This window comes from Actinoallomurus rhizosphaericola (assembly GCF_024055675.1).
Classification (GTDB): domain Bacteria; phylum Actinomycetota; class Actinomycetes; order Streptosporangiales; family Streptosporangiaceae; genus Actinoallomurus; species Actinoallomurus soli.
On the sequence record NZ_JAMXMW010000004.1, the window covers coordinates 46,455 to 72,944 of the forward strand.

Consider the following 26,490-nt stretch of genomic DNA (forward strand, 5'->3'; position numbering starts at 1 on the left):
TGAAGTCTCGCCGGCTAAGCCGGCGCGGCGCGTCTGAGTCACCGCGGTGCGTCTAGGAACCTCGATCCGTGGCCCGGCGAGCCCGCATCGCCTCGTGGAGGGCGGCCCAGACGTCCGCCACGGGACCCACGTGCCCGAGCTTGTCGGGGTTGAGCACCGTGCGGATCGTCTGGATCCGCCCCTCGGAGACGTCGAGCGCCCAGGCGGTGAGGACGCCGCCGTCCCGGTCGCGGAAGATCGCCCCCGGCTGGCCGTTCACCGGGTGGGGTTCCAGCTCCGCCCCGCTCCGGCCGAACAGCGGGATGAGCGCGCCGAGCGCCCGCGCCACGTTCCGGGCGCCGATGAAGCGGTCGGCCCACTGCGGGGCCTTGCCGCCGCCGTCGGCCACCAGCTGGACGTCGGCGGCCAGCAGCTCCCGCAGCCCGTCGAGGTCCCCCTTCCGGAAGGCGTCGAAGAACCGCCCGGCGAGCTCCTCATGGTCGCGCCGGTCGGCCTCGAACCGGGGGCGGCCCGCCTCCATGTGGCGCCGTGCCCGCACCAGGAGCTGGCGGCATGCCGCCTCCGACCGGCCCACCGCCGACGCGACCTCCGGGAAGCCGAACCCGAACACCTCCCGCAGCACGAAGACCGCGCGTTCGAGCGGGCTGAGCCGCTCCAGGAGGAGCAGCGCCGCCATCGACACCGAGTCGGCCAGCTCCGCCGACCGCTCCGGGTCCTGGTAGGGGTCGGTCAGCAGCGGCTCGGGGAACCACGGTCCGACGTACTCCTCCCGCCGGACCCGCGCCGAGCGCAGCACGTCGATCGAGATCCGGCTCACGGTGGCGGACAGGAACGCCTTGGCCGAGGCGGGCCGGGTCGGAGAGGCCGAGAAGCGCAGCCAGGTCTCCTGGACCGCGTCCTCGGCCTCGCTCACGCTTCCCAGGATCCGGTAGGCGATCGAGAACAGCAGCGGCCGCAACTCCTGGAACTCCTCGACCCGCTTCACATCGGCTCCTCTCCGCGACTCCGCCGCCCCATTGACCACCGTCACCAGGGCAGCCGGCCCTCCGCGCCGAAGAACCCGGCGGTCGGCCCGTCCGGACCGAGAGTGGCCAGGCGCACCACGACGGCGGCGCCCTCAGCGGGGGTGAGGGTCCCGGTGTGGGCGTTGCTGTCGGTGTCGACGAAGCCGGGGGCGGCGGCGTTGACGAGGATGCCGTCCTTCCGCAGCTCATTGGCGTACTGCACGGTCAGCGCCGTCACCGCGGCCTTGGAGGGCGTGTACGCGGCCGACGGCAGCAGCGCCGTGAACGGGCCGTCCGGGTCGCTGGTGAGGGTCAGCGACGCGGCGTGACTGCTGACGTTGACGACGCGCGGCGCGGGTGACCGGCGCAGCAGCGGCAGCATGGCGTTGGTCACCGCGATCACCCCGAAGACGTTGGTCTCGAACACCGTACGGACCATGGCCAGGTCGACGGTACTGGGGATCTGATCGTGGGCGTCGGTGGGCGAGACCTGCCCGGAGCCGGTGATTCCGGCGTTGTTGACCAGCACGTCGAGGTGGCCGAAGCGCTCCCCGATCTCCGCGGCGGCCTTCTGGACGGTGTCCGGGTCGGTGACGTCCAGGGTGAGCGCGTGCGCGTCGCCGCCCGCCGCGCGCAGCGCCGCGGCGGCCTCCTCGCCGCGCCGCGGGTCCCTGGCGCCGACCAGGACCGTCATGCCCAGCGCACCGAGTCCCGCGGCGATCGCGCGGCCGATCCCCTTGTTCGCCCCGGTGACCAGCGCGATCCTCCGGTGTGTGGTCTGCTCGCTCATGACCGGCTCCTTGCCGTTGAGGGATGTGTTCTTCGCGGAATTCGTCTTCGCATCCCGAGACGAGACAGCCCGGTCCCCTGTGACACGCGGGCGCAGAATGGTCGGGCACAGGAGTCCCGGGCCGTGGATGACGAGGCGCACCCGGCCCGGCGACTCATCCCGGACCCGGAGGACGCATGAAGATCAAGGACGCCGAGGTCATCGTCACCGCTCCCGGCCGCAACTACGTCACGCTCAAGCTGACGACCGACGAGGGCGTCGTCGGGTACGGCGACGCGACGCTGAACGGGCGCGAACTCGCCGTCGACGCCTACCTGCGCGAGCACGTCCTGCCGTTGCTGGCCGGCCGGGACGCCTCCCGGATCGGCGACACGTGGCAGTACCTCTACCGGGGCGCGTACTGGCGGCGCGGGCCGGTCACGATGACGGCGATCTCAGCGGTCGACCAGGCGCTGTGGGACATCAAGGGCAAGGTCGCGGGCCTGCCGGTGTACGAGCTGCTGGGCGGCCGGGCCCGGGAGGCGGTGACCGTCTACGGCCACGCGAGCGGCGCGGACGTCGACGACCTCCTCGCCGACGTCGCGCGCCATCTCGAGCTCGGCTACACCGCCGTGCGCGTGCAGGCGAAGATCCCGGGGATGGACGCGACGTACGGGGTGCACACCGGCTCGCAGCTGTACGAGCCCGCCTCCGGCGCGCTGCCCACGGAGGAGGTCTGGAACACCGCCGCGTATCTCGACTTCGTCCCCACGCTGATGAGGCGGGTCCGCGAGGAGTTCGGTCACGGGTTCCACCTGCTGCACGACGTGCACCACCGGCTCACCCCGATCGAGGCCGCGCGCCTGGGCGCGGCGCTGGAGCCGTACCGGATGTTCTGGATCGAGGACGCGACGCCGGCCGAGGACCAGACGGCGTTCCGCCTGATCCGCTCGCACACCGTCACGCCGCTGGCGGTGGGCGAGGTGTTCAACTCGATCTGGGACTGCCGGGAGCTGATCACCGAGCGGCTCATCGACTACATCAGGACCTCGGTGACGCACGCCGGCGGCATCTCCCACGTGCGGCGGATCATGGATCTGGCCGACCTGTACGGCGTGCGCTCCGGCTCGCACGGGCCGGGGGACATCTCGCCGGTCGGCCTGGCGGCGAACTTGCACCTCGACCTGGCCATCCCGAACTTCGGGATCCAGGAGTACATGGGCCACCGGGATCCGGCCGGCGAGGTCTTCGACTGGGGCTACCGCTACGAGAACGGCATGCTGTGGCCGTCGGACCGGCCGGGGCTCGGCGTGGAGGTCGACGAGGAGGCCGCGCGGCGGTACCCGTACGACCCGAAGTACCTGCCGGTGGCACGCCTGGCCGACGGCGGCATGCACGACTGGTGAGCCCGGCCCGCCGCCGGCCGTGCCGCGCGTCTACCGGTAGTGCTTGCCGTGCAGGAGGCTGACCAGCTGCAGCAGCTTGGCCATGTCCTTGTCGGTGCGCTTGAACGACGTGAGGTTCATCGGCGCGGCGAACCGCTGCCGGGTGATGGCCTTGGCGCGTGCGAACTCCCGCAGCCCGTCGGCCCCGTGGATGCGCCCGAAGCCGGAGTCGCCCACCCCGCCGAACGGCAGCGCCGGCACGGCGGCGAAGGCGATCACCGCGTTGATCGAGGTCATACCGCTGCGCAGCCGCCGGGCCGCCTCCATCGCCGTCGAACGGCTGCGGGAGAAGATCGCGCCGGCCAGGCCGTACGGCGTGGCGTTCGCGCGCCGGACGGCCTCGTCCACGCTCTTCACCCGGTGCACGGTGATGGTCGGGCCGAACGTCTCCTCCTGGACGGCGGCGGAGTCGTCCGGGACGTCCACCAGGATCACCGGCTCGACGAACGGCTCCTTCACCGCGTCCGCGCCTCCGACGACCGCCCGGCCGCCGCGGGCGAGGGCGTCGTCGACGTGGCGCCTGATGACGTTCAGCTGGCCCGGCATCGTGATCGGGCCGTACGCGGCGTCGCGGTCCTCGCCGGGCCGCAGCGCGCGCGCCTGCTTGGTCAGCCTGGCGACGAAGTCGTCGTACACGCGGTCGACGACGTACACCCGCTCGACGCCGACGCAGGTCTGGCCCGCGTTCGACATCGCGCCCCACAGGGCGGCCTCGGCGGCCTCGTCGAGGTCGGCGTCGGCGTCCACGATGAACGCGTCCTTGCCGCCGCACTCGGCGACGATGGGGGTGAGGCGCTCGGCGCACGCCGCCATGACCTTGCGGGCGGTCGGTGCCGACCCGGTGAAGGCGATCTTGTCGACGGCGCCGCGGGCGAGGGCCGCGCCGGTGTCGCCGAGGCCGGTCACGACCTGGAACACCGGCTCCTCCGGGATGACCGCAGAGATGATCTCGGCGAGCAGCAGGCCGACGCCGGGGGTGTACTCCGAGGGCTTGAACACCACGGCGTTGCCCGCCGCGAGGGCGTACGCGATCGAGCCGATGGGCGTGAACAGCGGGTAGTTCCACGGGCCGATCACGCCGACGACGCCGAGGGGCTGGTACTCCAGGACGCACTTCTGGTTGATGGAGACGAGGCCCGGGAAGACGCTGCGCGGGCCGAGGACCTTCTGGGCGTTGCGCGCGGCCCAGTCCAGGTGCGTGATCGCCAGGACGGTCTCCAGCTGGGCGTCGGCCACCGGCTTGCCGGTCTCCCGGTGGATCAGGGTCGCCATCCGGTGCAGTGACCGGGTCAGGGCGCCCTTGATGTTGAGCAGCCGGACCCGGCGCTCCTTCCAGCCCAGGTCGGCCCACCACACGGACGCGAGGCGGGCGCGCTCGACGGCGGCGTTCACCGCGGCCTCGTCGTGGATCGGATGCTCGCCGACGACCTCGCCGGTCGCCGGGTTCAGTGAGCGGAACGTCTCGGCGGTCTTCTCGCTCGCGGTCGCGGTCATCGGCGTCACCTTCGTCCCAACGAGATGGCTGTAGTCCAGTAAGTTACCCGTTACCGGCCGGGGGCGGGGAGTATGCCCCGTTCGATCGCGGCCGTGACGGCGGCGGTCCGGTCGGACACTCCCAGCTTGCCGAACGCCCGCAGCAGGTGGGTCTTCACCGTCGCCTCGCTGATCAGCAGTTCCCGGCCGATCTCCGCGTTCGTACGCCCACGGGCGACCAGCCGCAGCACGTCGATCTCCCGGCGGGACAGCTCGACCGGCGAGCGCATCCGGGACACGAGCTTGGCGGCAACCGAGGGGGCCAGGACCGTCTCGCCGCGCGCCGCCGCCCGTACGGCCTGCGCGAGGTCGTGCCGTGAGGCGTCCTTGAGCAGGTAGCCCGCGGCGCCCGCCTCGACCGCGCGGAGGATGTCGGCGTCGGTGTCGTACGTCGTCAGCACCACGACCCGGGCCTGCGGGCGCTGCGCGAGGACGCGCGCGGTCGCCTCCACGCCGTCGCCGCCCGGCATGCGCAGGTCCATCAGCACGACGTCCGGCTCGTGCGCGCGGACCGCCGCGACCGCCTCGGCGGCGCCCCCGGCCTCGGCGACGACCGTCAGGTCGTCCTCGGCCGACAGCATGCCGCGAAGCCCCTCGCGGACGACCGGATGGTCGTCGACCAGCAACACCCTGATCACGCGGGCACCTCCACCGTGACGGTCGTTCCGGCTCCCGGCTCGCTCCGTACGTCGAACGTGCCGCCGACCTGGCCGACCCGCTCACGCATGCCGTGCAGGCCGAAGCCGCGCGCCGTGCCGGGGCCGAAGCCTACGCCGTCGTCGCGGATCTCCAGGCGCACCGACGCCGGGGCGTACGCGAGGCGCACCTCGACCCGGTCGGCCTTCGCGTGCCTGCGGACGTTGGCGAGGCCCTCCTGGGCGATCCGCAGCAGCACGACCTCCGCCCCGGCGGTCAGCCGCCGCGGTTCGCCGGTGAGGTCGTAGTCCGCCGTCACCCCCAGCTCCTCCGACATCCGCTCCGTCAGCCGCCCGACCGCCTCGTCCAGGGACGACCCGCCGAGCGGCGCGGGCGGCAGGGCGGCGACCAGGGCCCGCGCCTCCGCGAGGTTCTCCCGCGCGGTGCGCGCCGCGAGGCCGACCTGCCGCCGCGCCTCCTCCGGGTCGCGTCCGACGTACGCGTCGGCCGCCTGCAGCAGCATCAGGATGCTCGTGAAGCCCTGCGCGAGCGTGTCGTGGATCTCCCCGGCCATCCGCTCCCGCTCGGCCATGACGCCCGCCTCCCGGCTCACCTCGGCGAGCTCGGCCCGCGTCGTCTCCAGCTCCCGGATCAGCTCCCGGCGTTCCGCGCTCTGCCCGATGATCCGCTCGATCCACAGGCCGAAGAAGGCGGAGAACCCGATCACCACGACGGTCCAGACCACGAACGACACGACCGTCCCCGCGTCGGCGTCGCCGCGCATGAACCGTACGGCCGGGACCGCGTTGAGGAGCACGAGCGCGGCCACGCTCTCGCGCCACCGCACGATCATGAAGCACTGCGCGCAGGCCGCGAACAGCACGAGCGAGCTCTCCGGGGCCGTCAGCGCCGCCGCGCTGCACAGCACGATGAGCCCGGCGACGTAAACGTACGGCCCCGGGCTGAGCGTCTCCCGTCCGAGGAAACGCCGGCCGAACAGGACGTACCACGGCACCAGGGCGAGGAGGAGACCCGTCGCGACCAGCCCTGTCGCCGTCAGATGGTCGTTCAGCACGTAGATGATCGTGGCGACGAGGACCAGGCCGAAGTACGCCTCCCATCGGCCCAGCCCCCAGTCCCACGCGTCCTTGGCGGACATGGTGCTCATCCGTCGCGGCGCTTCCAGCGGAATGTCGTCAGGCACAGGACCAACCCTGCGACACCCCAGGCGGCCAGCACCAGTCCGGTACGCCCGTGCTCCCAGGAGTGCGCCGGCTCGGCGGCCAGCAGCGTGTCCGGGAGCAGCGCGGACCGCAGCCCCTGGCTGATCCACTTCAGCGGGAACAGCGCGCCGGCCTGCTGGACGCCGGACGGCAGCGCGCCGAAGGTGAAGTACACGCCGGAGATGAACTGCAGGACCAGGTAGGGCACGTTCAGCACGGCGGCCGCGCTGCGGCCCGAGCGCGGCACGCTGCTGACCGCGATGCCGAGCAGCGTGCAGACCGTCACTCCGGCGACGAACACCCAGGCGAAGGTCAGCCACCGCTCGGGCGTCTTCGGCGCCTCCAGCCCGAACAGCAGGTGCCCCAGCACGAACAGGACGACCGTCTCCAGCAGCGACAGGACCAGCGCCGCGATCGCCTTGCCGATGAAGTAGGACGACCTCGGCATCGGCGTGCCGTACAACCGCTTGAGGGTGCCGTCGTCGCGCTCCTGCGTGATCGCGACGCCGAGGCTGACGAACGTCGTCGACATGATGCCGCTGGCGATGATCCCGGCCGCGAAGTACTGCCGGAAGTCGACGCCCGTACTGCCGACCTCGCCCTTGAAGATCGTGCCGAAGATGAGCAGCAGGATGACCGGCATCGCGACGGTGAAGACCACGGCCTGCGGCTCGCGGAGGAACGTCCTGAGCTCCAGCCCTCCCCGGGACAGCCCGATCCGTGCGGCGGACGGCATGGCGACGGCGGTCATCGGCCCTCTCCGATCATCGTGAGGTACACGTCCTCGAGCGTGGGACGGGTGACGGTCAGCTCCGGCACCTCGCCGTCGAACTTGTGGCTCAGCTCGGTGACGACCTGCGCGGGGGAGTCGGTCTCGATCGACTGCCGGCCCTCCGGCCCGACCCAGGCCACCCGCGCGGTGGCGGTCGCCCGGCCGCCGAGCTCCATCGGCGAGCCGATCTCGAGGACGCGGCCGCCGGCGATGACGCCGACCCGGTCGGCCAGCGCCTCGGCCTCGTCCAGGTAGTGGGTGGTGAGCAGGATCGTCGTGCCGCCGTGCGCCAGCCCCTCGATCAGCCGCCAGAACCGCCGCCGCGCGTCCGGGTCGAAGCCGGTGGTCGGCTCGTCGAGGAAGAGCAGCTCGGGACCGCCGATGATGCCGAGCGCGACGTCGACCCGGCGGCGCTGGCCGCCGGACAGGTGCGCGAGGCGGGCCCCCGCCTTGTCGGTCAGCCCGACCGCCTCGATCACCTCGTCGACGTCCCTCGGCCGCGGGTAGTAGCCCGCGAAGTGCCGGAGGATCTCCCGGACGCTCAGCTCGGGCTGCTCGTTCGAGCTCTGCGGCACGATGCCCAGGCGGGCGCGCCACTCCCGGGTCGGTCTCCCGGGATCGGCCCCCAGCACCGACACCTCACCGCCGGTCCGCCGCCGGTGCCCTTCGAGGATCTCCACCGTCGTGCTCTTGCCGGCGCCGTTCGGGCCGAGCAGGGCGAAGACCTCGCCCCGGAGGATGTCCAGGTCCACGCCGTTCACCGCGTCGACGTCGCCGTATCGCTTGCGCAGGCCCCGGACCCGCACCGCCGTTTCGTTCATGCCTCCAGCGTCGCGGCGATCCGGCCGGTCCGGGATCGGCGGTCCGGTGATTCCCGTGTCCACCGAACGGTGGACACGGGATCGAGGGGCTCAGCCCGAGAAGCCGACGTTCTCCCAGAACCGGAAGAGCCCGTGACCGACCGAGATGAGGTCGGGGTCGATCCCGAACAGGTCGGTGAGGTGGTAGACGAGCGAGAAGAAGTGGTCGTTGACCGCCGGGATCCACAGCAGCGCGAGCAGCGCCATGAAGGCGTACCCGCCGATCCTGTTCGCCTGCGCGACCCACGGGCGTGGCAGGTACGGCTCGACGATGCCGAAGCCGTCCAGGCCGGGCACCGGGAGCAGGTTGAGCACGGCCGCGGTCACCTGCAGGAACGCCAGGAACGCCATCCCCGTCCAGAACAGCAGGTGCGCCGGGTCCTTCGCCAGGTTGGTGATCACGACGCCGAGGACGATCGCGAAGACGAGGTTGGCGATCGGCCCGGCCGCCGAGATGAGGCTGTGCCGGAGTCTCCCGCGGATCGCCCCCCGGTCGATGTAGACGGCGCCGCCCGGCAGGCCGATCCCGCCGAGCAGCACGAACAGCACGGGCAGCAGGAAGCTCAGCGTGATGTCGCCGTACTTGAGCGGGTTCAGCGTCAGGTAGCCGTTGGTCGCGACGCTCCGGTCGCCGGACCGCCAGGCGAAGAAGGCGTGCCCGAACTCGTGCAGGCACAGCGACACGATCCAGCCGCTGACCACGAACACGAACAGGAACAGCCGGGCGGTCCGCTCCGGGCTCATGCCGTACCGCCAGACCGCCAGGCCGGACAGGGCGAACAGGCCGAGGACGAACAGGAACGCCGGGCTGGGCCGTACGGCGGACCGCACCGCGCTTACGTTGGACATCGATCAGGTGCTCTCTGTGAGGGCGGGGACGGCATAGACGCGCAGGAAGTCCCGGGGATCGCCGTCGTGGGGGAGAACGATCATCGAGGAGATGATCCGGAACAGGAATTCCACCGCGCCCTCCACCGTGATGTCCGCGCGCAGCAGACCCTCCCGCTGGGCCGCCGCGAAGTACGGCCGGACGCGGTCGGCGCACAGGCGCAGGACGCTCTCGGCGGCCCCGGCGACGGCCGTCTGGGTGTGCCCGGCGGCCTCGGGGGTCAGGAGGGCGGCCACCCGCGGCTCGCCGCGCACGAACGCGACCGCGTCCACCACGCCCTCGACGATGCCGTCGGACACCGAGCGCTGCGTGCCGAGCCGGGCGGCCAGCCGGTCGAGGAAACGACGCAGGTCGCGGAGGAGAACCTCGAGGATCACCTCGTCCCGCCCACCGGCGAAGCTGCGGTAGACGGTCGCCCGGGACAGGCCTGCCGCCGCCGCGATGTCCTCGACGGTCGTCTTGGCGACGCCGTAACGCGCGAAACAGCGCTCGGCGGCGTCCACGATCCGCTCCCGGACGTCGGTGGTGGCCTGCGGCATGCCTGGCAGGGTACCGGTCCCACCAGGAGGGAATGTGAACACAGAACCCGCGTAGCGCCGAAGCACGGACACGCTGCGCGGCGAGCCCCATGACGGCGGCTGAGGTGTGAGGATGCCGACATGAAGATCGCTGACGCGACCGCCCTCGTCACCGGGGCGACCGGAGGCATCGGCCGGGCCATCGCGCGCGAGTTGGCGGCGCACGGCGCGTCGCTGGTGCTCACCGGCCGCCGCGCCGACGTGCTGGAACCCCTCGCCGCCGAACTCGGCGCGAGAGCCGTCGTCGCCGACCTCTCCGACCGGGACGGGGCCGTACGCCTCATGGAGCAGGCCGGTCCGGTCGACATCCTCGTCGCCAACGCCGGGCTGCCCGCGAGCGGGCCCCTCACCGACTTCACGCTCGAGGAGATCGACCGGGCTGTCAACGTCAACCTGCGCGTGCCGGTCGTCATGGCCCGTCTGGCCGCCGAGCGGATGACCTCACGTGGGCGCGGCCACCTGGTCTTCGTGTCCTCGATCGGGGGCAAGGTCGCGGCGGGCGGCACCGCGCTGTACAACGCGACCAAGTTCGGGCTGCGCGGTCTCGCCCTCGGGCTCCGCGAGGACCTGCGGCCGTACGGTGTCGGTGTGTCGGCGATCTATCCGGGGTTCATCCGAGACGCCGGGATGTTCGCCGACTCCGGGGTGAGCCTGCCGCCGGGCCTCGGCACGAACACGCCCGGCGACGTCGCCCGCGCGGTGACCCGCGCCATCGAGCGGGACCGCGCGGAGGTCGACGTCGCCCCGCTGCCGGTCCGCTTCGGAGTGGTGCTGGGCGGCCTGGCTCCGGGCCTGTTCGCCCGCCTTCAGCGGCGGGGCGGCGCGGACCGGCTCACCCGGGCCCTCGCCGAGGGCCAGCGCGACAAGCGCTGACGAGGGAATCAGTCGAGCTCGTAGTCGAGCGCGTAGGAGTGCCCGCCGTCCTCGGTGACGATGATCTGGCCTTCGCCCCTGATCCCCTGGAGGTCGCCGGCGCCGCTCGTCTCAACGATCTTCCAGGTCAGCCAGGGCCTGCCGCGCTCGGCGCCCGCGTTGTGCTGGAGGAGGAACGCGCCCCTGCGGCCGTCGAGCGTGCCCTCGAACCGCTCGATCCCCACGTACGCGGCCGGCCCGGCCTCGGTGCCGACGGTGGTCAGCTCGGCGGTGCTGGTGCCGGTGAGGCCGCCGCTGAACGTCTTCTCCACGTGCACCCGCGTGCACGTGACCCCGTCACGCTCGTCATAGGGCTTCTCGGCGTCCCACACGTCGAGGACGAACGTGCCTTCTGCTCGCTTGCTCATGGGATGAGCATCGCGGCGAAGGCTGCCATCTTCTGTCAGGTACTCAGAAGAGCGTGCCGTCCCGTTCGATGCCGCGCAGCGCGTCGTAGTCGAGGGTGACGCAGTCGATGCCACGGTCCGCCGCGAGCACCCGCGCCTGCGGCTTGATCTCCTGTGCCGCGAAGATCCCGCGGACCGGCGCGATGAGCGGATCGCGGTTCAGGAGCTCCAGGTAGCGGGTGAGCTGCTCGACGCCGTCGATCTCGCCACGCCGCTTGATCTCGACGGCCACCGTCGCGCTCTTGTCGTCGCGGCACAGGATGTCGACGGGCCCGATCGCCGTGGGGTACTCCCGGCGGATCAGCTTCCACCCCTCGCCCAGCGTCGTGATGTGCTCGGCCAGCAGCTCCTGCAGGTGGGCCTCCACGCCGTCCTTCTGCAGGCCCGGGTCGATGCCCAGCTCGTGGCTGGAGTCGTGCAGGATCTCCTCGATCGTCAGGATCAGCTGCTCACCGGACTTGCCGTGCGTGACGGTCCACCGGCCCTCTTCCTCCTTGAGGGTGCACGGCGGGTTCATCCAGTTCAGCGGCTTGTACGCGCGGTCGTCCGCGTGGATGGAGACGCTGCCGTCGGCCTTCATCAGGATGAGCCGTGGAGCCATGGGCAGGTGGGCGGTGAGCTTGCCGGCGTAGTCGACACTGCACCGGGCGATGACAAGGCGCACGGTCGCCCACCTTAGTCGCAGCGCGTACGTGGCCGCGCGCGTTCGCCGGCCTTGGCCGCGGGGCGTACGCGTCCGCGTGGGTTCGCCCGCCTTGGCCGCAGTGCGTACGCGGCCGCGCGTCCGGGCGCCTCAGAGCGGCTGGACGATGGACCCGATCTCCTTGCCCTCGACCGCGTACTTGACGGCGTTCGGATCGGCGGCGCCGACGACGTGGATCGTCTTGCCGTGGTCGCGGGCGAGCGTCAGCGCGCTCGCGTCCATGATGCGGAGGTTCCGCCGGAGCGCCTCGGACGCGGTGACGGACGGCAGGAAGCGAGCGTCGGAGTGCCGGCGCGGGTCCTTCTCGTAGATGCCGTCGACGCCGTGCTTGGCCATGACGATCACATCGGCCATGGTGTCGATGGCCGCGTGGACGGCGGGGACGTCGGTCGAGAACCCCGACACGCCCATCCCGCCGGCCAGGATCACGACCTCGTTCCTGGCGAGCACGGAGCGCACCTCCTCGCGGTGGTAGAGGTTGCCGCTGCCGCTGGCGGGCCCGCGGGCGAAGATGTGCGCGGGAACGCCCATCGTGTCGAGCATGCCGTCGAGGAGCAGCGCGTTGACCGCGGTGGCGGCCATGCCGACGGCGTCGGCCTGCGGGCGGTCCAGGTGCCATCGGGTGGCCTGGGCTCCGCGATAGATGTTGCCGCCGCCGACGATGAGGGTGACGACCACTCCCATGGCGCGGATGGCGGCGACCGACTGGGCCACCTCTCCCATCCGCTCGGGGTCGAGGGGAGCGTCGCGGGAACCGAGTGATTCGCCGCTGACCTTCAGGACGAGACGCCGGTAGCGGGGTGCGATGGTCACAGCGTGCGCTCCTTCTCCGCCCAGAGCGACTGGGCGGTCTTCCAGACCAGGTCGTAGGGGTCCTGGTCGTCCGGGTTCTCGTGACGGACGCGGAAGACGCCCGTGATGGCGACCAGCCGGTGTGAGCCGCCGACGGCGAAGTCGAGAAGAGCGGGACGGTCGAGCCCGTAGGACTCGAGGTCTTCCAGCTCCACGCCGTGGACGACCATCGCCGCCGGTTCGACCAGGCCGCTGGCCAGGCATCTCAGCCCGAAGTCCAGGTCGCCGACCTGGACGTACTGGAACGGCCGGAGCTTCCACCAGCCGGGGAAGCTGCGATTGAGGAAGTCCCACACGACGCCGCCGCGGGGGGTCATGAAGGTCATGCCGTCCTCGACGAGCTCACGGACGGTGACCGGCTCCCGCGGTTTCCGGTCACCGGCACAGAGCAGTTTGAACCGGTCGATCCGGAGGACGAGGACCTCGACCCGCTCGTTCCACTGGGCGATCGACCCGACCCGTGGGTTCTGTTCGGACGACATCATCGCCGAGGAGAGGCAGACGCCGATGTGCCGGTCGGGGCCGTTCTCGGGAAAGGTGAGATCGACATCGGCGGTGCGCCGGCTCTCCGGGACGATGTTGAAGCCGGAGGCGACTCCCAGCCCATCGCTGAGGTCCCGTAAATAGGACAGGCAGTTCGAGGTGCACAGAATGGGAATCCGCCGGCTGACGGTCGTGGCGGCGTCGATCGCCGCCCGGGTCATCTCCGATATCGCCTCAAGACGATTGACGAACGCCTCACCCGCCCTGGTGAGCCGATAGGTCTTACGCCCGAACTCCCGGTCGAGGATATGGACCTGCTGCGTGTCCCAGAACGCCTGGTCGAGTCGCTGAAGCTGCTGGGACACGGTCCGTTCGTCCCTGCCGAACCGACTGGCGATCTCCTTGAACGACCGGTCGTACCGGAATGACCGCAGCCATTCGATCACTTCGTAGCTGAGGGCCGCCAAGATCGGGTCGAGCGTGGATTCCGGCATGACGAGGTCTCCCGGGGGGTCAGGGGCGGTTGCGACGGAAGAAGAAGAAGGCCGCGACGGGGCCGGCCGAGGCGCTCAGCGCCGTGATGGCGCCCTCGACGAGGCTCGCGTCGAACCTGCCGAGCAGCCCTCCGATCACGACGAGGAGGAGGGTCGCGGAGGACGAGGTCGAGAGGATGATCGCGAGCAGATGGCGCGTCTTCGCGTCGATGTCGGGTTCGCGCGTCACCGACCCGTTCTGCGGAAGATCGGAGATCAAGTAATGCGGGCGATCGTTGCGCGGAATTCTCGGCTCTTCGGCCGGGTCCGGCTCTTCGATCGGGTGAGGTACGTTACACGACATCTTCGACGCTCCCCTCGGCAGCGCATGTCGTGTCATCATGGGGTATTCACCAGGCCTTCGCAACCACATCACCTGCGGTAATGGCATGCATGGCAGCGAAACTTGCGGCGAACGTGCCGCAGGGAACGTCACTGTTACCGTGATCTGTGGTATTCAGCATTGTGCGCTCGACACCATTCCCGTACGGTTGACTCATGATCACGCCATTGGAACGGACCAAAAGCCGCGAAGGCGAAGATCGCGACTTTTCCGCGCATACCGGCCGGCCAAGAAATCGTGTGAGCATCTCGTTGACCGGAGAGGCCATGGCCGCCGCCGAGGCGCTCGCCGAGGAGCACGGGATCACCGAAGGCGAGGCCGTGCGCCGGGCGCTCGCCGTGTTCAAGTTCCTGAGCGACGAGACGGCGCGCGGCACCGTCTTCCGCATGCAGCTGGCGAACGGAGAGTCCGAGCGCCTCCGCATCCTCTTCGCCTGACGCGCCTCGACGGCGGCGTCGGGCCCGAGCGGACCCCGAAGGGGTGACCGCTCCTCAGCGGCCGTCGGGCCCCGACGTCTCGGTGAGCGACCGGACGCGGCGCCGCAAAAAGTTGCGCTCGACCGCGTTCCCCGTGCGCGCGATCGCCGCCTCGTACGCCGCCTCCGCCTCGCCCGTACGGCCCAGACGGCGCAGCAGGTCGGCCCGCACGGCGTGGTACACGTGATGCCGGTCGAGGTCCAGGCCGTCGACGAGTGCGAGCGCCGCCTCGGGCCCCGCGACCTCGGCCACGGCGACGGCGCGGTTGAGCGCCACGACCGGGCTCGGGGCGAGCACGAGGTGCAGGTCGTACAGCCGCAGGATCTGCCCCCAGTCCGTGGCGGCGGCGTCCGGCGCGTCACCGTGCACCGCGTTGATCGCGGCCTGGATCTGGTACGGCCCCGGCCGGTCGCGCCGCAGACACCGGCGAACGAGGTCCTGCCCCTCGGCGATCAGGTCGCGGTCCCACCGGCTCCGGTCCTGCTCGGGCAGCGGGACGAGGGAGCCGTCCGGCGCGGTACGGGACGCCCGGCGCGACTTCTGCAACAGCATCAGCGCGAGCAGACCGGCGACCTCGGGCTCGTCGGGCATCAGCTCGGCCAGGAGCCGCCCGAGCCGGATCGCCTCCCCGCACAGCTCCTCCCGGACCAGCCGATCCCCGGAGCCGGCGACGTAGCCCTCGTTGAAGATCAGGTAGACGACGGTCAGCACGGCCCGCAGCCGGTCCGGCAGGTCCGCCTCGTCCGGGATCCGAAACGGGATCCCCGCGTCACGGATCTTCCCCTTGGCGCGGACGAGCCGCTGCGCCATCGTCGGCTCGGGCACCAGGAAGGCGCGGGCGATCTCCGCGGTGGTCAGCCCGCCCAGGAGCCGGAGCGTCAGCGCCACCCGCGCGGCGGGCGCCAGCGCCGGGTGACAGCAGGTGAACATCAGACGGAGCCGGTCGTCGCGCACCGGGCCCTCCTCGGGCGGTTCGTCTGCGGCGTACAGCAGGGCGGCCTGGGCGTGCCGGTCCGCGCGCGAGGCCTCGCGCCGCAACCGGTCGATCGCCCGGTTGCGCGCGGTCGTGATGATCCATCCCGCCGGGCTCGGCGGTGTTCCGGCGGCCGGCCAGCGCCGCAGCGCCTCGGCGAAGGCGTCCTGGACCGCCTCCTCCGCGACGCCGATGTCGCCGAAGACGCGGACCAGGACGGCCACCGCGCGGCCGTACTGCTCGCGGAAGACCCGCTCGACCTGCGCGGCGGCGGACGACGCGGACACGTCAGTCGTCATCCACCATGGGACGCACCTCCACGGGCAGCGTGGTGATGCGGGTGAATCCCTCGGCCCTCTCCAGCGCGGCGTCCAGATCGGCCACCCTGATGATCGTGAAGCCGCCGATGTGCTCCTTGCCCTCGGTGTACGGGCCGTCGGTGACGAGCGCCTCGTCGTCCTGGCGCCGTACGACGGTGGCCGTGCTCGCCGGGTGCAGCCTCCCCGTGAAGACCCACTCGCCGGCGTCCTTGAGAGCCTGGCACCAGGCCAGGACCTCCTTGTTGATCCTCTCGAGTTCCACGGAGGGCGGCGGAGGCGTGTCCGGCTGGTAGACGCTGAGCATGTACTGCCTCATCGGCGGTCCTCTCCCGGGCCCCGGCGCTCTGCCGGGTCTCACCCCCTACACGAACGGAACTCCGCCCGATCGACGCCATCGGGAGGAATCCACGGTTCTCAGTTCCTTCTCATCCAATCTTCATGCGCCACGGCCACCGACGCTCCACACTGAGGTCTCGACTTATCGTCATGAACGCTGTCAACCCGAGTAGGGGAGCGTATGACCGACCACGAAGGCAAGGAGCAGTCCCCGGAGAGTGGAGCCGTCGGACGCCGGGCGGCACTCACCGCTCTGGGCGGTGCGGGTCTCGGCGCCGCCGGGGTCGTCGCGCTGGGCCGCGCGGCGGCCGGCGCCTCCACCACCCGTACGCCCGGCGGCCCGAGCCCGGCGTGCGTGCTGGCGCCGGAGATGATCGAAGGCCCCTACTACCTCGACTACGAACTCTTCCGCCGCGACATCACCGAGCACAAGGACGGCGTGCCCCTCATCATGCGCGCCACCGTCGTCGACGCGGCCACCTGCGCGCCCCTCCCGAAGGCCGCCCTGGACGTCTGGCACTGCGACGCGCTCGGCGAGTACTCCGGCTACACGGCGATGGGCGTGGGCGGCGCGAACGGCGGCGGCCCGGGCGGGCCACCGCCGACCGGCACGCCGACCGCCCCTCCGCCCGGCTCGCCGCCTCCGGGCGGCGGAGGAGGACACGCGGAGCCGACCGACAAGCTCACCTTCCTCCGGGGCGTGCAGCTCACCGACCGGCACGGCGTCGTGGAGTTCCGCACGCTCTACCCCGGCTGGTACATCGGCCGGGCGATCCACATCCACGCCAAGGTCCACCTCGACGGGAAGGTCGTCGGCCGCAGGTACACCGGCGGCCACGTGGCCCACACCGGCCAGTTCTTCTTCGACGAGAACGTCACCGAGCGGATCGCCGAACTCCAGCCGTACGCCGTCAACACCACGCGACGGACGACCCTGGAGGAGGACGGCATCTACCGGAGCGGCGGATCCGCAGGTCTCCTGACCCTCCGCCCGCTGCGCAACGGGCCGGTCGCACACGGCCTGCTCGCCACCATCGTCGTCGGCGTCAACCCCGACGCCACCCCGTGAACTCCCGGGCGACCCGCCTCACCAGGTGCCCCCGGCGGGTCGCCCGGTCGGCCGGTCAGTCCGTGACCGGGTAGGGGCTCCTCATCACGCCGAAGTAGCCCTCGGGCGCCCCTTCCAGGTGCGCCGGCGCTTCGTCCATGAAGGCGCGCAGCAGCGGGGTCGCGTTGTGCCGGTCGAGGTCCTCCTGCGTACGCCAGACCTCGTACAGGAAGAACCGGCCGTCCTCCTGCTCGTGAAGGTGGTACTGAAGGCTGCCCTCGTGTCCTCGGGACGGCTCGACGAGGGCCAGCAGCAACCGCCGGAGTTCGTCGGCGTGCCCGGGCTTGGGGGTCAGGAATCCGTAGAGCGAAACGGGGGCTTGCGCCGTCGATGTCGTCGTCATGCGCCCAACGTTAGAATCTCAGATCGATGTGAGGTTCAAGCCGTTCTGTTATGAGGTGCGTCACATGAAGATCGGGGAGCTGTCCCGCGAGACGGGTGTGGCCATCCACCTTCTCCGCTACTACGAGGCGCAGGGTCTGCTCACCTCCCATCGCAGCGCGGGCGGTCACCGCCAGTACGGTTCCGAGGCCCCCGCCACCGTCGCCCGCATCCGCACTCTTCTGGCCGCCGGGCTCCCCACCAGGGTCATCCGCGAGCTCATGCCGTGTTTCGTCGGTGACGGCACCGAACTCCAGGCGTGCGTTCTCGACCACCTCCGAACCCAACTGGCCGAACTGGACTCCCGCCTCGCCGACCTGACCCATGCCCGCACCGCGCTCGGCGACCTCCTCGAAGCCTCCACCCGCGCACTCGCCCGCGCCTGAACCGGCTCTTCAAGCAGCGCGACGCGGTGGGCAGCGTGATCCGGTGACCGAGCGGCGATACCGATATGTCGGTCCCGCCGACCTCCTCTCGGCGGTCAAGCCGGGCGAGGAGGGACACGCGATCGGTTCTCCCGGCGACCTCATTCGCTGGTTCACCGGCCGAGACGCCGCCGAACTCGCTGAGCCCTTTACCTATGTCGTCGACCTGACCGGCACGCTGCGGCTGGCACCCCGGCGAAGCGAGCACGTGGCGTGCGCGGGCGGAGCGCCCGTTCTGGGCGCCGGCGAGCTCACCTTCCGCCACGAGCGGGGACGCTGGATCGTGTACGAGATCAGCAACCAGTCGACCGGCTACTGCCCGGACGTCACGACCTGGCCCGCGGTTCGCGACGCCCTCGACCGCGCCGGCCTCGCGCACCCGGGCGACTTCACCCATCCGGTCGTCTTCCGCCGCTGCCCGGCCTGCGACGAGCGGAACGTCGTCCGAGACGACGACTACCACTGCGTCTTCTGCGACACGGAGCTCCCCGCCGCCTGGAACGTCGACCCGCGAGCCTGACCTGCGAACGTCAAGGAAGGCGGCGAGATCGCCGCAGGAAGGGCCGGAATCGCCCCGAACGGCATAATCGGGAATCGCGAGGGAGGGGGCCGTGTCCTGGAGCGTCTACTGGGAGGAGACGAATTCTTCTCCCCGTAGACGGCGCGAGAAGAGCAGGCCCTGGGGGCGAGGGTCATTCATCGAGCCACGGTCGACGGTCAAGCCGCCTCCGCCGGCCGCCTCCCGCGCCGACCCGAGCGAAACGCTCGGTGAAGCATCGCAGAGATATGACGCACCAGGGCAAAGTGCGGCTGGGGGAGCGCTTCGTCGAGCATTCGTACGCCGTCGAAACCGGCGGCGTTCGACCCGGCAATCTCGGCGACAACGTGACCACCGGACGTGAGTTCGCAGTGATCACTGGCGGATGCTGCCGATAGCACGCAGTATTCGCAAGGGATCACGAGGATCCGCCCGGGAGGTCTCCTACCGCCGGACCGGGCCGGAACTGAGGGCGGCGACCTGGACACACTCGCCACCTTGGCTTCCGCTGTGGCTACTCGTACGCCACAGCGCGGTCACCTGTACGCACGTACCGCCTTGATCCGCGCTGTAACTGCTCGTCCGCCACGATGGATCAGGTGGATAGAAGGTCGTCATAGCTCCGACAATAGTCCCGCGATCAGCTTCTGAGACTCCCGTTCAGAGAGTGCGGTGGCTCGAAGCCGATCGAAGGCCGTGCCGTAGGCCTGGATATCTGACTGCTCCTCGCGGTAGGACATTACGGTCAACGAGTCGACCGTAACGATTCGCAGGTCACCGCGGTCTCCGATGTCCAAGATTTCGAACGCTCCAGAAACTCCTCGGTGCGTGCCCGTGGTGAAAGGGATGACCTGAATTCCTACTTGGGGTAGTTCCGAAGCATCGATCAGATGCTGTAGCTGGGCGCGCATGGTCTTTGTCCCGCCGATTCGCCGCCGCAACGCGGCTTCGTCAAGGACTGTCCACAACGTGGGCGGATCTGAGGCGTGTAGCAGCTTCTGGCGGAGCATGCGCACGGCGACGAGTCGGTCGATGCGCTCCGGGTCGTCGGCGAACTGCCCTCCTTCCATGAGGGCACGGGAGTACGCCTCGGTCTGCAATAGTCCCGGAACCAAGATCAGCTCGAACAGCCCGATGAAGGTGGCGTCGGCTTCGAGGCCGATGAAGTCCATCATCTCGGGGGAGAGGTCGGTGGCGTAGCGCTGCCACCAGCCCTTCTTGCGGCCGTTGCGGCACCAGTCGAACAGGCGGTCCCGTACGGCGGGGTCGGCGACGCCGTACTTGCCGAGGATGTACTCCAAGTCCCGTACCGGGACGTGGTGCAAGCCCTTCTCGATGCGGCTCAGCGAGGAGGGCGAGCGCATCAGGACGCGAGCCGCCTCGTCTAAGGTGAGGCCGGCCGCTTCGCGGTGGTCGCGAAGGGCCATGCCCAGCCTGCGCAGCCGGATCGTCGGCGTGATGGTGGCCATGGCGGCATCTTCGCCGGTCAGCGGCCCTGCCGCCACGGGAACCGGCTATGTGCAAATCGGCTCCTCGCCGTCATCCCCATTCAACGAAGCGTATTGAACGCGTTACCGACTGCGACGATGCTTGCGGCGTTATCAGGCGAGAGGAGTCGTCATGGGGGCGATGATCGTGCTGGGGACGCTGACGCTTCCGGGCAGCGAGCGGTGCGTCGCGTACGCCCGCCGCTTCGTCCGGGACCTGGTGGGGGAGGGCCATCCGGCCGTCGACGACGCCGAGTTGTGCGCCGGCGAGCTGGTGACGAACGCGGTCGTGCACACGAGGTCGGGCGAGGGCGGCCACGTTACGATCGTGGTCGCGCGGGACGGAGACGTGCTGGAGATCCGCGTCGCGGACGACGGCGCGAGCGGAGACCTGCCCCATATGCGGGACGAGGCGTTCGCGGAGAACGGCCGGGGCATCGTCATCGTGGCCGCGCTCGCCGCCGACTGGGGTGTCGAGGCCGAACGCCACGGCACCACGACCTGGTTCCGCCTGCACGGCTGAGCCGATCACGCCCTTCGCTGCCGTGAACCCCACCGGCCGCGTTCCCGCTGATTTCAGCGTGTCCCCCGTTCCCGTACCGAGGAGGTCTCGGATGTCCGTGCAGTCGCAGAACCGGTTCGTCGTGGTCACCGGAGGGCCCGGAGCCGGAAAGACGACGCTCATCGAGCATCTGCGCCGTGAGCGCTTCGCGTGTGCGCCGGAAGGGGGCCGCGCCATCATCCAGGATCAGGCGGCCATCGGGGGTCGGGCGTTGCCGTGGCGCGATCCCGGGCTCTTCGCCGAGTTGATGCTCGGCTGGGACCTGCGTTCCTACCGGCACGCGACGGAGTACGGGGCGACCGGGAACGCGCCGGTCTTCTTCGACCGCGGTGTCGTCGACGTCATCGGCTACCTCCGGCTGATGCGGCTGCCCGTACCGCCGCACCTGCACGCGGCCGCCCAGCGGTTCCGGTACGACCGCCGGGTGTTCGTCGCCCCGCACTGGCCGGAGATCTACCGGCGGGACGACGACCGTCGTCAGTCCCCGGAGGACGCGGAGCGGACCTTCCACGCCTGCGTCGCGGCGTACACCGACTACGGGTACGAACCGGTCCTCCTCCCGCGCGCCGGGGTCGCGGAACGCGCGCGGTTCGTTCTCGACGCCATCGGCTGTGGCGTGCAGGAGGCTCGGTGAACGGCGCTCCGACTCGGCCGTTCGAGCGGCTTCGCCAGGGCTTCGGTATGGGTGGACGGTGCCGGGCGGGGCGGGGCTTGGGAGCGGGCGGGGGCTTTGGGAGACTGCGGGCATGGCTGCTTCGCTGAACAAGGTCGGGGTCGTGGGGCTCGGGACGATGGGGGCCGGGATCGCCGAGGTGCTGGCCCGGAGCGGGCTGGCGGTCGTCGGGGTCGAGGTGGGCGACGAGGCGCTGCGGCGCGGTCGCGGTCATCTGGAGAGGTCCACCGGCCGGGCGGTCAAGCGCGGCAAGCTCTCCGCCGAGGAGCAGCAGGCGATCCTCGGCCGGATCGAGCTGTCCACGTCGTTCGGCGCGCTCGGCGACTGCGACCTGGTCATCGAGGCCGTGCCGGAGCGGCTTGCGCTCAAGCGGCGCGTGTTCGAGCAGCTGGACGAGGTCTGCCGGGCCGACGCCGTCCTCGCCACCAACACCTCGTCCCTGTCGGTCACCGAGATCGCCGTCAGCACGAGCCGGCCGGAGCAGGTCGTCGGGGTGCACTTCTTCAACCCCGCGCCGGTGATGAGGCTCGTCGAGATCATTCACACGGTGCTGACCCGGCCGGAGGCCCTGGCCGTCGTTCAGGGGCTGGTCGAGCGGCTCGGCAAGGTCGGGGTGACGGTCGGCGACCGGGCCGGGTTCATCGCGAACCGCCTGCTGTTCGGGTACCTCAACCAGGCGGCGGCCATGTACGACTCCGGGCACGCGAGCCGTGAGGACATCGACGCGGCGATGAAGGCGACCGGCCTGCCGATGGGGCCGCTGACGCTGATGGACCTCATCGGGCTGGACGTCTCGCTGGAGGTCTGCGAGGCGATCTACCGCGAGACGCGGGACCGGCGGCACGCGCCCGCGCCGATCCTGCGGCAGATGGTGACCGCCGGCCTGCTGGGCCGCAAGACCGGCCGCGGCTTCTACTCCTACGACGAGCCTCCCGCGCCCGCCGCAGCCGCCGAGGCGGCCGTGGCCTCCGCAGCGGCCGAGGCGGCCCGGAACGCCGGGGCGCCGCTGCGGGTCGGGGTCGTCGGGTCGGGGCCGCTGGCCGTCGCCCTCATCGGCGGAGGCCTGCGGGCCGGGGCCGACGTCCGGTTCGTCGCGGGGGACGCGGAGAAGGCCGACGCCGTCCGTACGGCGCTGGAGCAGCCCGCCGAGGGCGGTACGGAGCTGGCGCTGCTCGCCGACTGCGACCTCATCATCGAGGCGGTGGCCGAGGACACGTCGGTGAAGCGGTCGCTGTTCGCCGCGGTCGACGACGTCGCCAAGCCCGGCGCCGTTCTCGCCACGACGACGACCACGGCGCCGGTCATCGAGGTGGCCGCCGCGACCGACCGGCCGCAGGACGTCATCGGGCTGCACCTGCCCGACCCCGCGGGCGAGCTCGCCGAGATCGCCGCGACCGTGGTGACCGCGCCGGAGGTCGCGCGCCGGGCCGCCGAGTACCTCACGGCGCTCGGGAGGCGCCCGGTGCGCTGCCGCGACCGGGCCGGGTACATCGTGGACGCGTTGCGCGTCCCGTACCTCAACGACGCCGTCCGGATGCTGGAAGCGGGCTACGCCGACGCGGACTCCATCGACGCCGCGATGCGGTACGGCTGCGGGTACCCGATCGGGCCGATCGCCGACCTCGACCGGCTCGGCCTCGGTCACGCGGTGGAGGCGCTGCGCGCCCTCTACACCGAGTCCCGCGAGCCGGCGTACGCGCCCGCGCCGCTGCTGGAGGAGCTGTTCACCGCGGGCCGTACGTTCCGCTGAGGGCCGGTTCGTCCGCCTGCGATGCGGTCCCTTTACCCTGAACGCCATGAGTCCGCGCAGAAACCGCCGTGACCGCGACACCGTCCGGGAGACCGGGGCGGGCGCGTTCGGCGGTCCGCAGCGGATCGAGGAGGGGCCCGACGGCGACTGGATCGTACGGCCGGTGGCGGGCGGGACCAAGGCGTACCGCTGCCCGGGCTGCGACCAGGAGATCATGCCGGGCGTCGGGCACCTCGTGGCCTGGCCCGCCGAGGGTGGTGGGCTCGACGACCGGCGGCACTGGCACCGGCCGTGCTGGAACCACCGGCTCAACCGGCTGCCCAACATCCAGCGGTCCCGCCGGGGCCCGCGTTACTGAAGGGATCGAGATGGGGGAGATCCGGGCGAGCACGGTGCTGCCCGCGCGTCGTACGGACATCGAGCTGCGGACCGCCGACGGGCTCACCCTCGTCGGCGAGCTCGCCCTGCCCGAGGACCGGCCGCCCGTCGCCACCCTCATCTGCCTGCACCCGCTGCCGACGCACGGCGGCATGATGGACAGCCACGTGCTGCGCAAGGCGTCGTACCGCCTGCCGGCCCTCGCCGGGCTCGCCGTACTGCGGTTCAACACGCGCGGGACGACCAGTGAGCGGGGGACGAGCGAGGGGGAGTTCGGCGGTGGCGACTCCGAGCGGTACGACGTGGCGGCGGCGCTGGAGTGGGCGGAGTACCACGACCTGCCGCGCGCGTGGCTGCTCGGCTGGTCGTTCGGCACCGAGCTGGCCCTCAAGTGGGGCCGCGACCCGCTCGTGGAGGGCGCGATCCTGCTGTCCCCGCCGCTGCACCGGGCGACCGACGCCGACCTCGACGCGTGGGCGGAGTTCGGCCGGCCGCTGGTCGCGCTCGTTCCCGAACGCGACGACTACCTGCGGCCGCCGGAGGCCCGCGAACGCTTCAAGCGGGTGCCGCAGGCGGAGGTCGTCGGCGTCGACGACGCCAAGCACCTGTGGGTCGGCGAGCCGTACGTCCGGATCGTGCTCAACGAGATCGTCCGCCGCGTCGCGCCGGACGCGTATCCGCTGCCCACCGACGTCGAGTAGAAGGATCCTTCGCAGCGGTATAAGGGTTCGCAATGGTCGTTCACGTTCCCTAAACCTCTGCGACCGAACACGGCCACTCTCTCGGCGGAATCATCCGAAGCGGTGAGGATGAGCTGGGTCCGGGCGTTCGCCGGGGCTGAGCCGGATTCTTCGCTGATGAGGTGATAGCCGTGCAGCTGTACAGCCGTGACGTCGGAGACGGGACACCGCTGGTGCTGCTGCACGCGTTCCCGCTGTCCTCGGCCATGTGGCTCGCGCAGCGAGAGTCGCTGTCCGCGCGGTTCCGGGTGCTCACCCCGGACCTGCGCGGCTTCGGAGGGTCCCCGCTCGGCACCGCCGAGCCGTCGGTCGACGTGATGGCGGACGACGTCGCGGCGCTGCTCGACGCGAAGGGGATCGACCGGGCCGTCGTGGGCGGCCTGTCGATGGGCGGTTACGTCACGCTGGCGTTCTGCCGCCGGCACGCCGACCGCGTCCTCGGCGTGGTGCTCGCCGACACGAAGGCCACGGCCGACACCGAGACGGCGGCGGCCGGGCGGCTGCGCATGGCCGAGCGGCTGGAGGCGGACAAGACCGTCGACGTCCTCCTGGAGGAGTTACTGCCCCGCCTGGTCGGGCCGACGACGATGCGGCAGCGGGCGCTGATCTACGGGCGGGTGCGCGGCCTGGTGCAGTCGGCACCCCCGGCGGCCGCCGCGTGGGCGCAGCGGGCGATGGCGGCCCGCCCGGACGCGCTCGACCTGCTCCGCGAGCTGCCCGTCCCGGCGCTCGTCGTCTACGGGGTGGAGGACGAGATCACGACGGAGGCGGACGCGCGGGCGATGGCCGACGCCCTGCCGAACGCCGAGCTCACCCTGGTGCCCCGATCCGGTCACCTCACCGCGGTCGAACAGCCGCAACTGTTCAACGAGACGGTCGCGGAGTTCGCGGCGGCGCTCGGCCGTACGACCCGCTGACCACCGGCCGACGGCCGTACGACCCGCCCGGTCGCTCGGCGCCGGCGGCCCGCTCAGAGGCTCTCCTGGCGGGGCATGACGACCTCGCGGAGGATCAGCGCGAGCGCGGCCGCGGTGGGAATGGCCAGGAGCGCGCCGATCACGCCGAGGAGCGCGCCGCCGAGCAGGGCCGCGATGATCGTGACGGCCGGCTGGACGTCGACGGACTTCTTCATCACGCGCGGCTGAACCAGGTAGTTCTCGATCTGCTGGTAGATCAGGAAGAAGATCGCGGTGGCGATGCCGGTCCAGAAGCCGGAGAAGAACGCGATCGCCGTGACGAGGACGGCCCCGATCGTCGCTCCGATCAGCGGGATCAGGTCGGTGATGGCCACGAGCATGGCCAGCGCGATCGCGTACGGCACGTTGACGATCAGCAGGTAGATGTAGGACACGATCCCGGCGATGACCGAGATCAGGACGTTCCCGGCGACGTAGCCGCCGATGCGGGAGAGGATCTCGTCGCCCAGCAGCGCGACACGGGCGCGCCGGGAGCGGGGCGCCAGGCGGTACATGAATCCGGTGATGTTCGGCAGCGAGCCGAGGAAGTAGAGCGTGAGGATCAGCACGGTGAACGTGCTGAACACGCCGCTGATCACCACCTGGCCGACGCCGAGGATCCCGTTGGCGGCCTGCTTGCCCAGGTCCTTGCTCTGCAGTGCCGTCTGGGCGCGTTCGAGCAGGTGGTAGCGGTGGTCCCAGTCCTGCAGCTTGGAGTTGTGCTGCAACTGCTCCAGGTAGCCGTGGCCGCTCGTGAGGTTGTTGATGAAGGCGGTGACCTGCTCGGTCATCGGCGGCACGATGGCGAAGCCGAAACCGACGAAGAACCCGACCAGGCAGAGGAAGACGATCAGCACGCCCCAGCGGCGGGAGACCCCGACCCGCGTCAGCGCCTCGACCGCCGGGTTGAGGCCCACGGCGAGGAACAGCGCGACGACGATCAGGATGATCACCTGCCGGGCGTCGGTGACCGCCTTGACCAGCATGTACGCGGCGAGCACTCCGAGCGCGCCGTAGAAGCCGAAGACGAACGGATGATTGCGGGTCAGCGGACGGCCGGGACGGCCGAACGGGAACAGCGCGTCGACGCCCGCCTCACGCTCCCGGGCCTCGATGTCGGTGACCGGGTCGACGGTGGCGACCTCGCCCGTCTTCCGGGGGCTCTCCGTGAGGGTTCCGGCCTCGGCCGTCGGCTTCCGGGGACTTCCTGCGCGGGCTCCGGCCTCGTCCGTCGTCTCCGCGGGAGCTCCGGCCTCGCCCGTCGTCTCCGTGAGGGTTCCGGCCTCACCCGTCGGCTGCCGGGCGCTGTCCGCGAGGGCTCCGGCCTCCTCGCGCGGTTCGCCGTCGTGGGGGGTTTCGGCCGGCACGCACGTCTCCTTGAGCTAGATGCTGACAAGAGCCTAGGGGATCATCTCCCCTAGGCTCTCCGCCATCTCGTGCAGCGG

Annotated in this window: 32 protein-coding genes; 12 read left to right on the top strand and 20 right to left on the bottom strand. The window is 71.1% G+C overall.

The genetic code is table 11. The features are described from left to right. Nucleotides 1-52 precede the first annotated feature (52 nt). Together NE234_RS11325 and NE234_RS11330 are read right to left on the bottom strand one after the other, a co-directional pair. A complete protein-coding gene (locus NE234_RS11325; RefSeq protein WP_252778891.1) occupies nt 53-985 on the bottom strand; it encodes an RNA polymerase sigma-70 factor in 933 nt (310 codons plus the stop codon). A 41-nt stretch (nt 986-1,026) separates the two neighbouring features. Further along, nucleotides 1,027-1,794 carry an SDR family NAD(P)-dependent oxidoreductase gene (locus NE234_RS11330; RefSeq protein ID WP_252778892.1) on the bottom strand — a complete coding sequence of 256 codons (768 nt, stop codon included), beginning with the start codon at nt 1,792-1,794 and terminating at the stop codon, nt 1,027-1,029. Between the two features lie 176 nt (nt 1,795-1,970). Between NE234_RS11330 and manD the strand changes: the two genes are divergently transcribed. Continuing rightward, nucleotides 1,971-3,179, top strand: a complete 1,209-nt coding sequence (gene manD / locus NE234_RS11335) for a D-mannonate dehydratase ManD (protein ID WP_252778893.1) — start codon at nt 1,971-1,973, stop codon at nt 3,177-3,179. Between the two features lie 30 nt (nt 3,180-3,209). On the opposite strand, the gene NE234_RS11340 is transcribed toward manD, so the two are convergent. The 7 genes from NE234_RS11340 to NE234_RS11370 form a co-directional block, all read right to left on the bottom strand. Beyond that, complete coding sequence (locus NE234_RS11340; protein WP_252778894.1) at nt 3,210-4,712, bottom strand: aldehyde dehydrogenase family protein; 1,503 nt, start codon at nt 4,710-4,712, stop codon at nt 3,210-3,212. A gap of 50 nt (nt 4,713-4,762) precedes the next feature. Continuing rightward, entirely contained in the window at nt 4,763-5,389 is a 627-nt protein-coding gene (locus tag NE234_RS11345) for a response regulator (RefSeq protein ID WP_252778895.1), read from the bottom strand. Continuing rightward, the gene (locus tag NE234_RS11350; protein ID WP_252778896.1) at nt 5,386-6,546 is read right to left on the bottom strand and encodes a sensor histidine kinase; all 1,161 of its coding nucleotides are present in this window, start codon (nt 6,544-6,546) and stop codon (nt 5,386-5,388) included. Before NE234_RS11350 ends, NE234_RS11345 begins: the two co-directional genes overlap by 4 nt. 5 nt (nt 6,547-6,551) lie before the next feature. Beyond that, nucleotides 6,552-7,361, bottom strand: coding sequence for an ABC transporter permease (locus NE234_RS11355; protein ID WP_252778897.1), 810 nt, complete (start codon nt 7,359-7,361; stop codon nt 6,552-6,554). Further along, the gene (locus tag NE234_RS11360) at nt 7,358-8,203 is read right to left on the bottom strand and encodes an ABC transporter ATP-binding protein (protein ID WP_252778898.1); all 846 of its coding nucleotides are present in this window, start codon (nt 8,201-8,203) and stop codon (nt 7,358-7,360) included. Before NE234_RS11360 ends, NE234_RS11355 begins: the two co-directional genes overlap by 4 nt. A 90-nt stretch (nt 8,204-8,293) precedes the next feature. Continuing rightward, entirely contained in the window at nt 8,294-9,091 is a 798-nt protein-coding gene (locus tag NE234_RS11365) for a site-2 protease family protein (RefSeq protein WP_252778899.1), read from the bottom strand. A gap of 3 nt (nt 9,092-9,094) precedes the next feature. Next, nucleotides 9,095-9,670, bottom strand: coding sequence for a TetR/AcrR family transcriptional regulator (locus tag NE234_RS11370; RefSeq protein ID WP_252778900.1), 576 nt, complete (start codon nt 9,668-9,670; stop codon nt 9,095-9,097). Between the two features lie 120 nt (nt 9,671-9,790). Here NE234_RS11370 and NE234_RS11375 point away from each other — a divergent pair, with 120 nt between their 5' ends. Next, nucleotides 9,791-10,582, top strand: a complete 792-nt coding sequence (locus NE234_RS11375) for an SDR family NAD(P)-dependent oxidoreductase (RefSeq protein WP_252778901.1) — start codon at nt 9,791-9,793, stop codon at nt 10,580-10,582. An 8-nt stretch (nt 10,583-10,590) separates the two neighbouring features. Here the strand turns inward: NE234_RS11375 and NE234_RS11380 are convergent, their stop codons facing one another. The 5 genes from NE234_RS11380 to NE234_RS11400 form a co-directional block, all read right to left on the bottom strand. Continuing rightward, nucleotides 10,591-10,989 carry a DUF3224 domain-containing protein gene (locus tag NE234_RS11380; protein ID WP_252778902.1) on the bottom strand — a complete coding sequence of 133 codons (399 nt, stop codon included), beginning with the start codon at nt 10,987-10,989 and terminating at the stop codon, nt 10,591-10,593. Nucleotides 10,990-11,032: 43 nt separating this feature from the next. Beyond that, nucleotides 11,033-11,692 carry an endonuclease NucS gene (gene nucS / locus NE234_RS11385; protein WP_252778903.1) on the bottom strand — a complete coding sequence of 220 codons (660 nt, stop codon included), beginning with the start codon at nt 11,690-11,692 and terminating at the stop codon, nt 11,033-11,035. A 129-nt stretch (nt 11,693-11,821) separates the two neighbouring features. Next, a complete protein-coding gene (locus NE234_RS11390) occupies nt 11,822-12,544 on the bottom strand; it encodes an amino acid kinase family protein (protein ID WP_252778904.1) in 723 nt (240 codons plus the stop codon). After that, nucleotides 12,541-13,560, bottom strand: a complete 1,020-nt coding sequence (locus NE234_RS11395) for a hypothetical protein (protein WP_252778905.1) — start codon at nt 13,558-13,560, stop codon at nt 12,541-12,543. The genes NE234_RS11390 and NE234_RS11395 overlap by 4 nt, the downstream gene beginning before the upstream one ends. A gap of 19 nt (nt 13,561-13,579) precedes the next feature. After that, nucleotides 13,580-13,990: a hypothetical protein gene (locus NE234_RS11400; protein WP_252778906.1), complete on the bottom strand. Its 411-nt coding sequence runs from the start codon at nt 13,988-13,990 to the stop codon at nt 13,580-13,582. Nucleotides 13,991-14,097: 107 nt separating this feature from the next. Between NE234_RS11400 and NE234_RS11405 the strand changes: the two genes are divergently transcribed. Next, nucleotides 14,098-14,379, top strand: a complete 282-nt coding sequence (locus NE234_RS11405) for a hypothetical protein (RefSeq protein ID WP_252778907.1) — start codon at nt 14,098-14,100, stop codon at nt 14,377-14,379. Nucleotides 14,380-14,433: 54 nt separating this feature from the next. Here the strand turns inward: NE234_RS11405 and NE234_RS11410 are convergent, their stop codons facing one another. Next, nucleotides 14,434-15,690 (bottom strand): RNA polymerase sigma factor, encoded by a 1,257-nt coding sequence (locus NE234_RS11410; RefSeq protein WP_252778908.1) that lies wholly within the window; start codon nt 15,688-15,690, stop codon nt 14,434-14,436. After that, nucleotides 15,680-16,027 (bottom strand): YciI family protein, encoded by a 348-nt coding sequence (locus NE234_RS11415; protein ID WP_252778909.1) that lies wholly within the window; start codon nt 16,025-16,027, stop codon nt 15,680-15,682. Before NE234_RS11415 ends, NE234_RS11410 begins: the two co-directional genes overlap by 11 nt. 201 nt (nt 16,028-16,228) lie before the next feature. On the opposite strand from NE234_RS11415, the gene NE234_RS11420 reads away from it, so the two are divergent. Then, complete coding sequence (locus NE234_RS11420; protein ID WP_252778910.1) at nt 16,229-17,116, top strand: intradiol ring-cleavage dioxygenase; 888 nt, start codon at nt 16,229-16,231, stop codon at nt 17,114-17,116. A gap of 55 nt (nt 17,117-17,171) precedes the next feature. Here NE234_RS11420 and NE234_RS11425 read toward each other — a convergent pair whose 3' ends face one another. Beyond that, on the bottom strand, nt 17,172-17,498 hold the full coding sequence (locus NE234_RS11425; protein WP_252778911.1) for a putative quinol monooxygenase: 327 nt from the start codon (nt 17,496-17,498) through the stop codon (nt 17,172-17,174). Nucleotides 17,499-17,562: 64 nt separating this feature from the next. On the opposite strand from NE234_RS11425, the gene NE234_RS11430 reads away from it, so the two are divergent. Together NE234_RS11430 and NE234_RS11435 are read left to right on the top strand one after the other, a co-directional pair. Continuing rightward, nucleotides 17,563-17,922, top strand: a complete 360-nt coding sequence (locus NE234_RS11430; protein WP_252778912.1) for a MerR family transcriptional regulator — start codon at nt 17,563-17,565, stop codon at nt 17,920-17,922. A gap of 43 nt (nt 17,923-17,965) precedes the next feature. Further along, nucleotides 17,966-18,481, top strand: a complete 516-nt coding sequence (locus NE234_RS11435; RefSeq protein ID WP_252778913.1) for a hypothetical protein — start codon at nt 17,966-17,968, stop codon at nt 18,479-18,481. Between the two features lie 462 nt (nt 18,482-18,943). Here the strand turns inward: NE234_RS11435 and NE234_RS11440 are convergent, their stop codons facing one another. Together NE234_RS11440 and NE234_RS11445 are read right to left on the bottom strand one after the other, a co-directional pair. Then, nucleotides 18,944-19,117, bottom strand: coding sequence for a DUF397 domain-containing protein (locus tag NE234_RS11440; RefSeq protein WP_252778914.1), 174 nt, complete (start codon nt 19,115-19,117; stop codon nt 18,944-18,946). Next, nucleotides 19,114-19,968 carry a helix-turn-helix domain-containing protein gene (locus tag NE234_RS11445; protein ID WP_252778915.1) on the bottom strand — a complete coding sequence of 285 codons (855 nt, stop codon included), beginning with the start codon at nt 19,966-19,968 and terminating at the stop codon, nt 19,114-19,116. Before NE234_RS11445 ends, NE234_RS11440 begins: the two co-directional genes overlap by 4 nt. 151 nt (nt 19,969-20,119) lie before the next feature. Here NE234_RS11445 and NE234_RS11450 point away from each other — a divergent pair, with 151 nt between their 5' ends. From NE234_RS11450 to NE234_RS11475, 6 genes are all read left to right on the top strand, one after another. After that, the gene (locus NE234_RS11450; RefSeq protein ID WP_252778916.1) at nt 20,120-20,509 is read left to right on the top strand and encodes an ATP-binding protein; all 390 of its coding nucleotides are present in this window, start codon (nt 20,120-20,122) and stop codon (nt 20,507-20,509) included. Nucleotides 20,510-20,600: 91 nt separating this feature from the next. Then, the gene (locus NE234_RS11455; RefSeq protein WP_252778917.1) at nt 20,601-21,182 is read left to right on the top strand and encodes an AAA family ATPase; all 582 of its coding nucleotides are present in this window, start codon (nt 20,601-20,603) and stop codon (nt 21,180-21,182) included. Between the two features lie 112 nt (nt 21,183-21,294). After that, entirely contained in the window at nt 21,295-22,971 is a 1,677-nt protein-coding gene (locus tag NE234_RS11460; protein WP_252778918.1) for a 3-hydroxyacyl-CoA dehydrogenase family protein, read from the top strand. Nucleotides 22,972-23,017: 46 nt separating this feature from the next. After that, nucleotides 23,018-23,329 carry an ATP/GTP-binding protein gene (locus NE234_RS11465; RefSeq protein WP_252778919.1) on the top strand — a complete coding sequence of 104 codons (312 nt, stop codon included), beginning with the start codon at nt 23,018-23,020 and terminating at the stop codon, nt 23,327-23,329. Between the two features lie 10 nt (nt 23,330-23,339). Continuing rightward, nucleotides 23,340-24,050 (top strand): alpha/beta hydrolase, encoded by a 711-nt coding sequence (locus NE234_RS11470; protein ID WP_252778920.1) that lies wholly within the window; start codon nt 23,340-23,342, stop codon nt 24,048-24,050. A gap of 170 nt (nt 24,051-24,220) precedes the next feature. After that, complete coding sequence (locus NE234_RS11475) at nt 24,221-25,006, top strand: alpha/beta fold hydrolase (protein ID WP_252778921.1); 786 nt, start codon at nt 24,221-24,223, stop codon at nt 25,004-25,006. A 53-nt stretch (nt 25,007-25,059) separates the two neighbouring features. On the opposite strand, the gene NE234_RS11480 is transcribed toward NE234_RS11475, so the two are convergent. Beyond that, nucleotides 25,060-26,412, bottom strand: coding sequence for an AI-2E family transporter (locus tag NE234_RS11480; protein ID WP_252778922.1), 1,353 nt, complete (start codon nt 26,410-26,412; stop codon nt 25,060-25,062). Between the last annotated feature and the right edge of the window lie 78 nt (nt 26,413-26,490).

Coding starts and splice junctions, on each gene's coding strand:
- NE234_RS11330 (WP_252778892.1), bottom strand. CDS start 1,794: ATGAGCGAGCAGACCACACACCGGAGGATCGCGCTGGTCACCGGGGCG.
- manD (WP_252778893.1), top strand. CDS start 1,971: ATGAAGATCAAGGACGCCGAGGTCATCGTCACCGCTCCCGGCCGCAAC.
- NE234_RS11340 (WP_252778894.1), bottom strand. CDS start 4,712: ATGACCGCGACCGCGAGCGAGAAGACCGCCGAGACGTTCCGCTCACTG.
- NE234_RS11350 (WP_252778896.1), bottom strand. CDS start 6,546: ATGTCCGCCAAGGACGCGTGGGACTGGGGGCTGGGCCGATGGGAGGCG.
- NE234_RS11355 (WP_252778897.1), bottom strand. CDS start 7,361: ATGACCGCCGTCGCCATGCCGTCCGCCGCACGGATCGGGCTGTCCCGG.
- NE234_RS11360 (WP_252778898.1), bottom strand. CDS start 8,203: ATGAACGAAACGGCGGTGCGGGTCCGGGGCCTGCGCAAGCGATACGGC.
- NE234_RS11365 (WP_252778899.1), bottom strand. CDS start 9,091: ATGTCCAACGTAAGCGCGGTGCGGTCCGCCGTACGGCCCAGCCCGGCG.
- NE234_RS11370 (WP_252778900.1), bottom strand. CDS start 9,670: ATGCCGCAGGCCACCACCGACGTCCGGGAGCGGATCGTGGACGCCGCC.
- NE234_RS11375 (WP_252778901.1), top strand. CDS start 9,791: ATGAAGATCGCTGACGCGACCGCCCTCGTCACCGGGGCGACCGGAGGC.
- NE234_RS11380 (WP_252778902.1), bottom strand. CDS start 10,989: ATGAGCAAGCGAGCAGAAGGCACGTTCGTCCTCGACGTGTGGGACGCC.
- NE234_RS11395 (WP_252778905.1), bottom strand. CDS start 13,560: ATGCCGGAATCCACGCTCGACCCGATCTTGGCGGCCCTCAGCTACGAA.
- NE234_RS11400 (WP_252778906.1), bottom strand. CDS start 13,990: ATGCCATTACCGCAGGTGATGTGGTTGCGAAGGCCTGGTGAATACCCC.
- NE234_RS11405 (WP_252778907.1), top strand. CDS start 14,098: ATGATCACGCCATTGGAACGGACCAAAAGCCGCGAAGGCGAAGATCGC.
- NE234_RS11410 (WP_252778908.1), bottom strand. CDS start 15,690: ATGACGACTGACGTGTCCGCGTCGTCCGCCGCCGCGCAGGTCGAGCGG.
- NE234_RS11415 (WP_252778909.1), bottom strand. CDS start 16,027: ATGAGGCAGTACATGCTCAGCGTCTACCAGCCGGACACGCCTCCGCCG.
- NE234_RS11420 (WP_252778910.1), top strand. CDS start 16,229: ATGACCGACCACGAAGGCAAGGAGCAGTCCCCGGAGAGTGGAGCCGTC.
- NE234_RS11425 (WP_252778911.1), bottom strand. CDS start 17,498: ATGACGACGACATCGACGGCGCAAGCCCCCGTTTCGCTCTACGGATTC.
- NE234_RS11430 (WP_252778912.1), top strand. CDS start 17,563: ATGAAGATCGGGGAGCTGTCCCGCGAGACGGGTGTGGCCATCCACCTT.
- NE234_RS11440 (WP_252778914.1), bottom strand. CDS start 19,117: ATGACGACCTTCTATCCACCTGATCCATCGTGGCGGACGAGCAGTTAC.
- NE234_RS11445 (WP_252778915.1), bottom strand. CDS start 19,968: ATGGCCACCATCACGCCGACGATCCGGCTGCGCAGGCTGGGCATGGCC.
- NE234_RS11450 (WP_252778916.1), top strand. CDS start 20,120: ATGGGGGCGATGATCGTGCTGGGGACGCTGACGCTTCCGGGCAGCGAG.
- NE234_RS11455 (WP_252778917.1), top strand. CDS start 20,601: ATGTCCGTGCAGTCGCAGAACCGGTTCGTCGTGGTCACCGGAGGGCCC.
- NE234_RS11460 (WP_252778918.1), top strand. CDS start 21,295: ATGGCTGCTTCGCTGAACAAGGTCGGGGTCGTGGGGCTCGGGACGATG.
- NE234_RS11465 (WP_252778919.1), top strand. CDS start 23,018: ATGAGTCCGCGCAGAAACCGCCGTGACCGCGACACCGTCCGGGAGACC.
- NE234_RS11470 (WP_252778920.1), top strand. CDS start 23,340: ATGGGGGAGATCCGGGCGAGCACGGTGCTGCCCGCGCGTCGTACGGAC.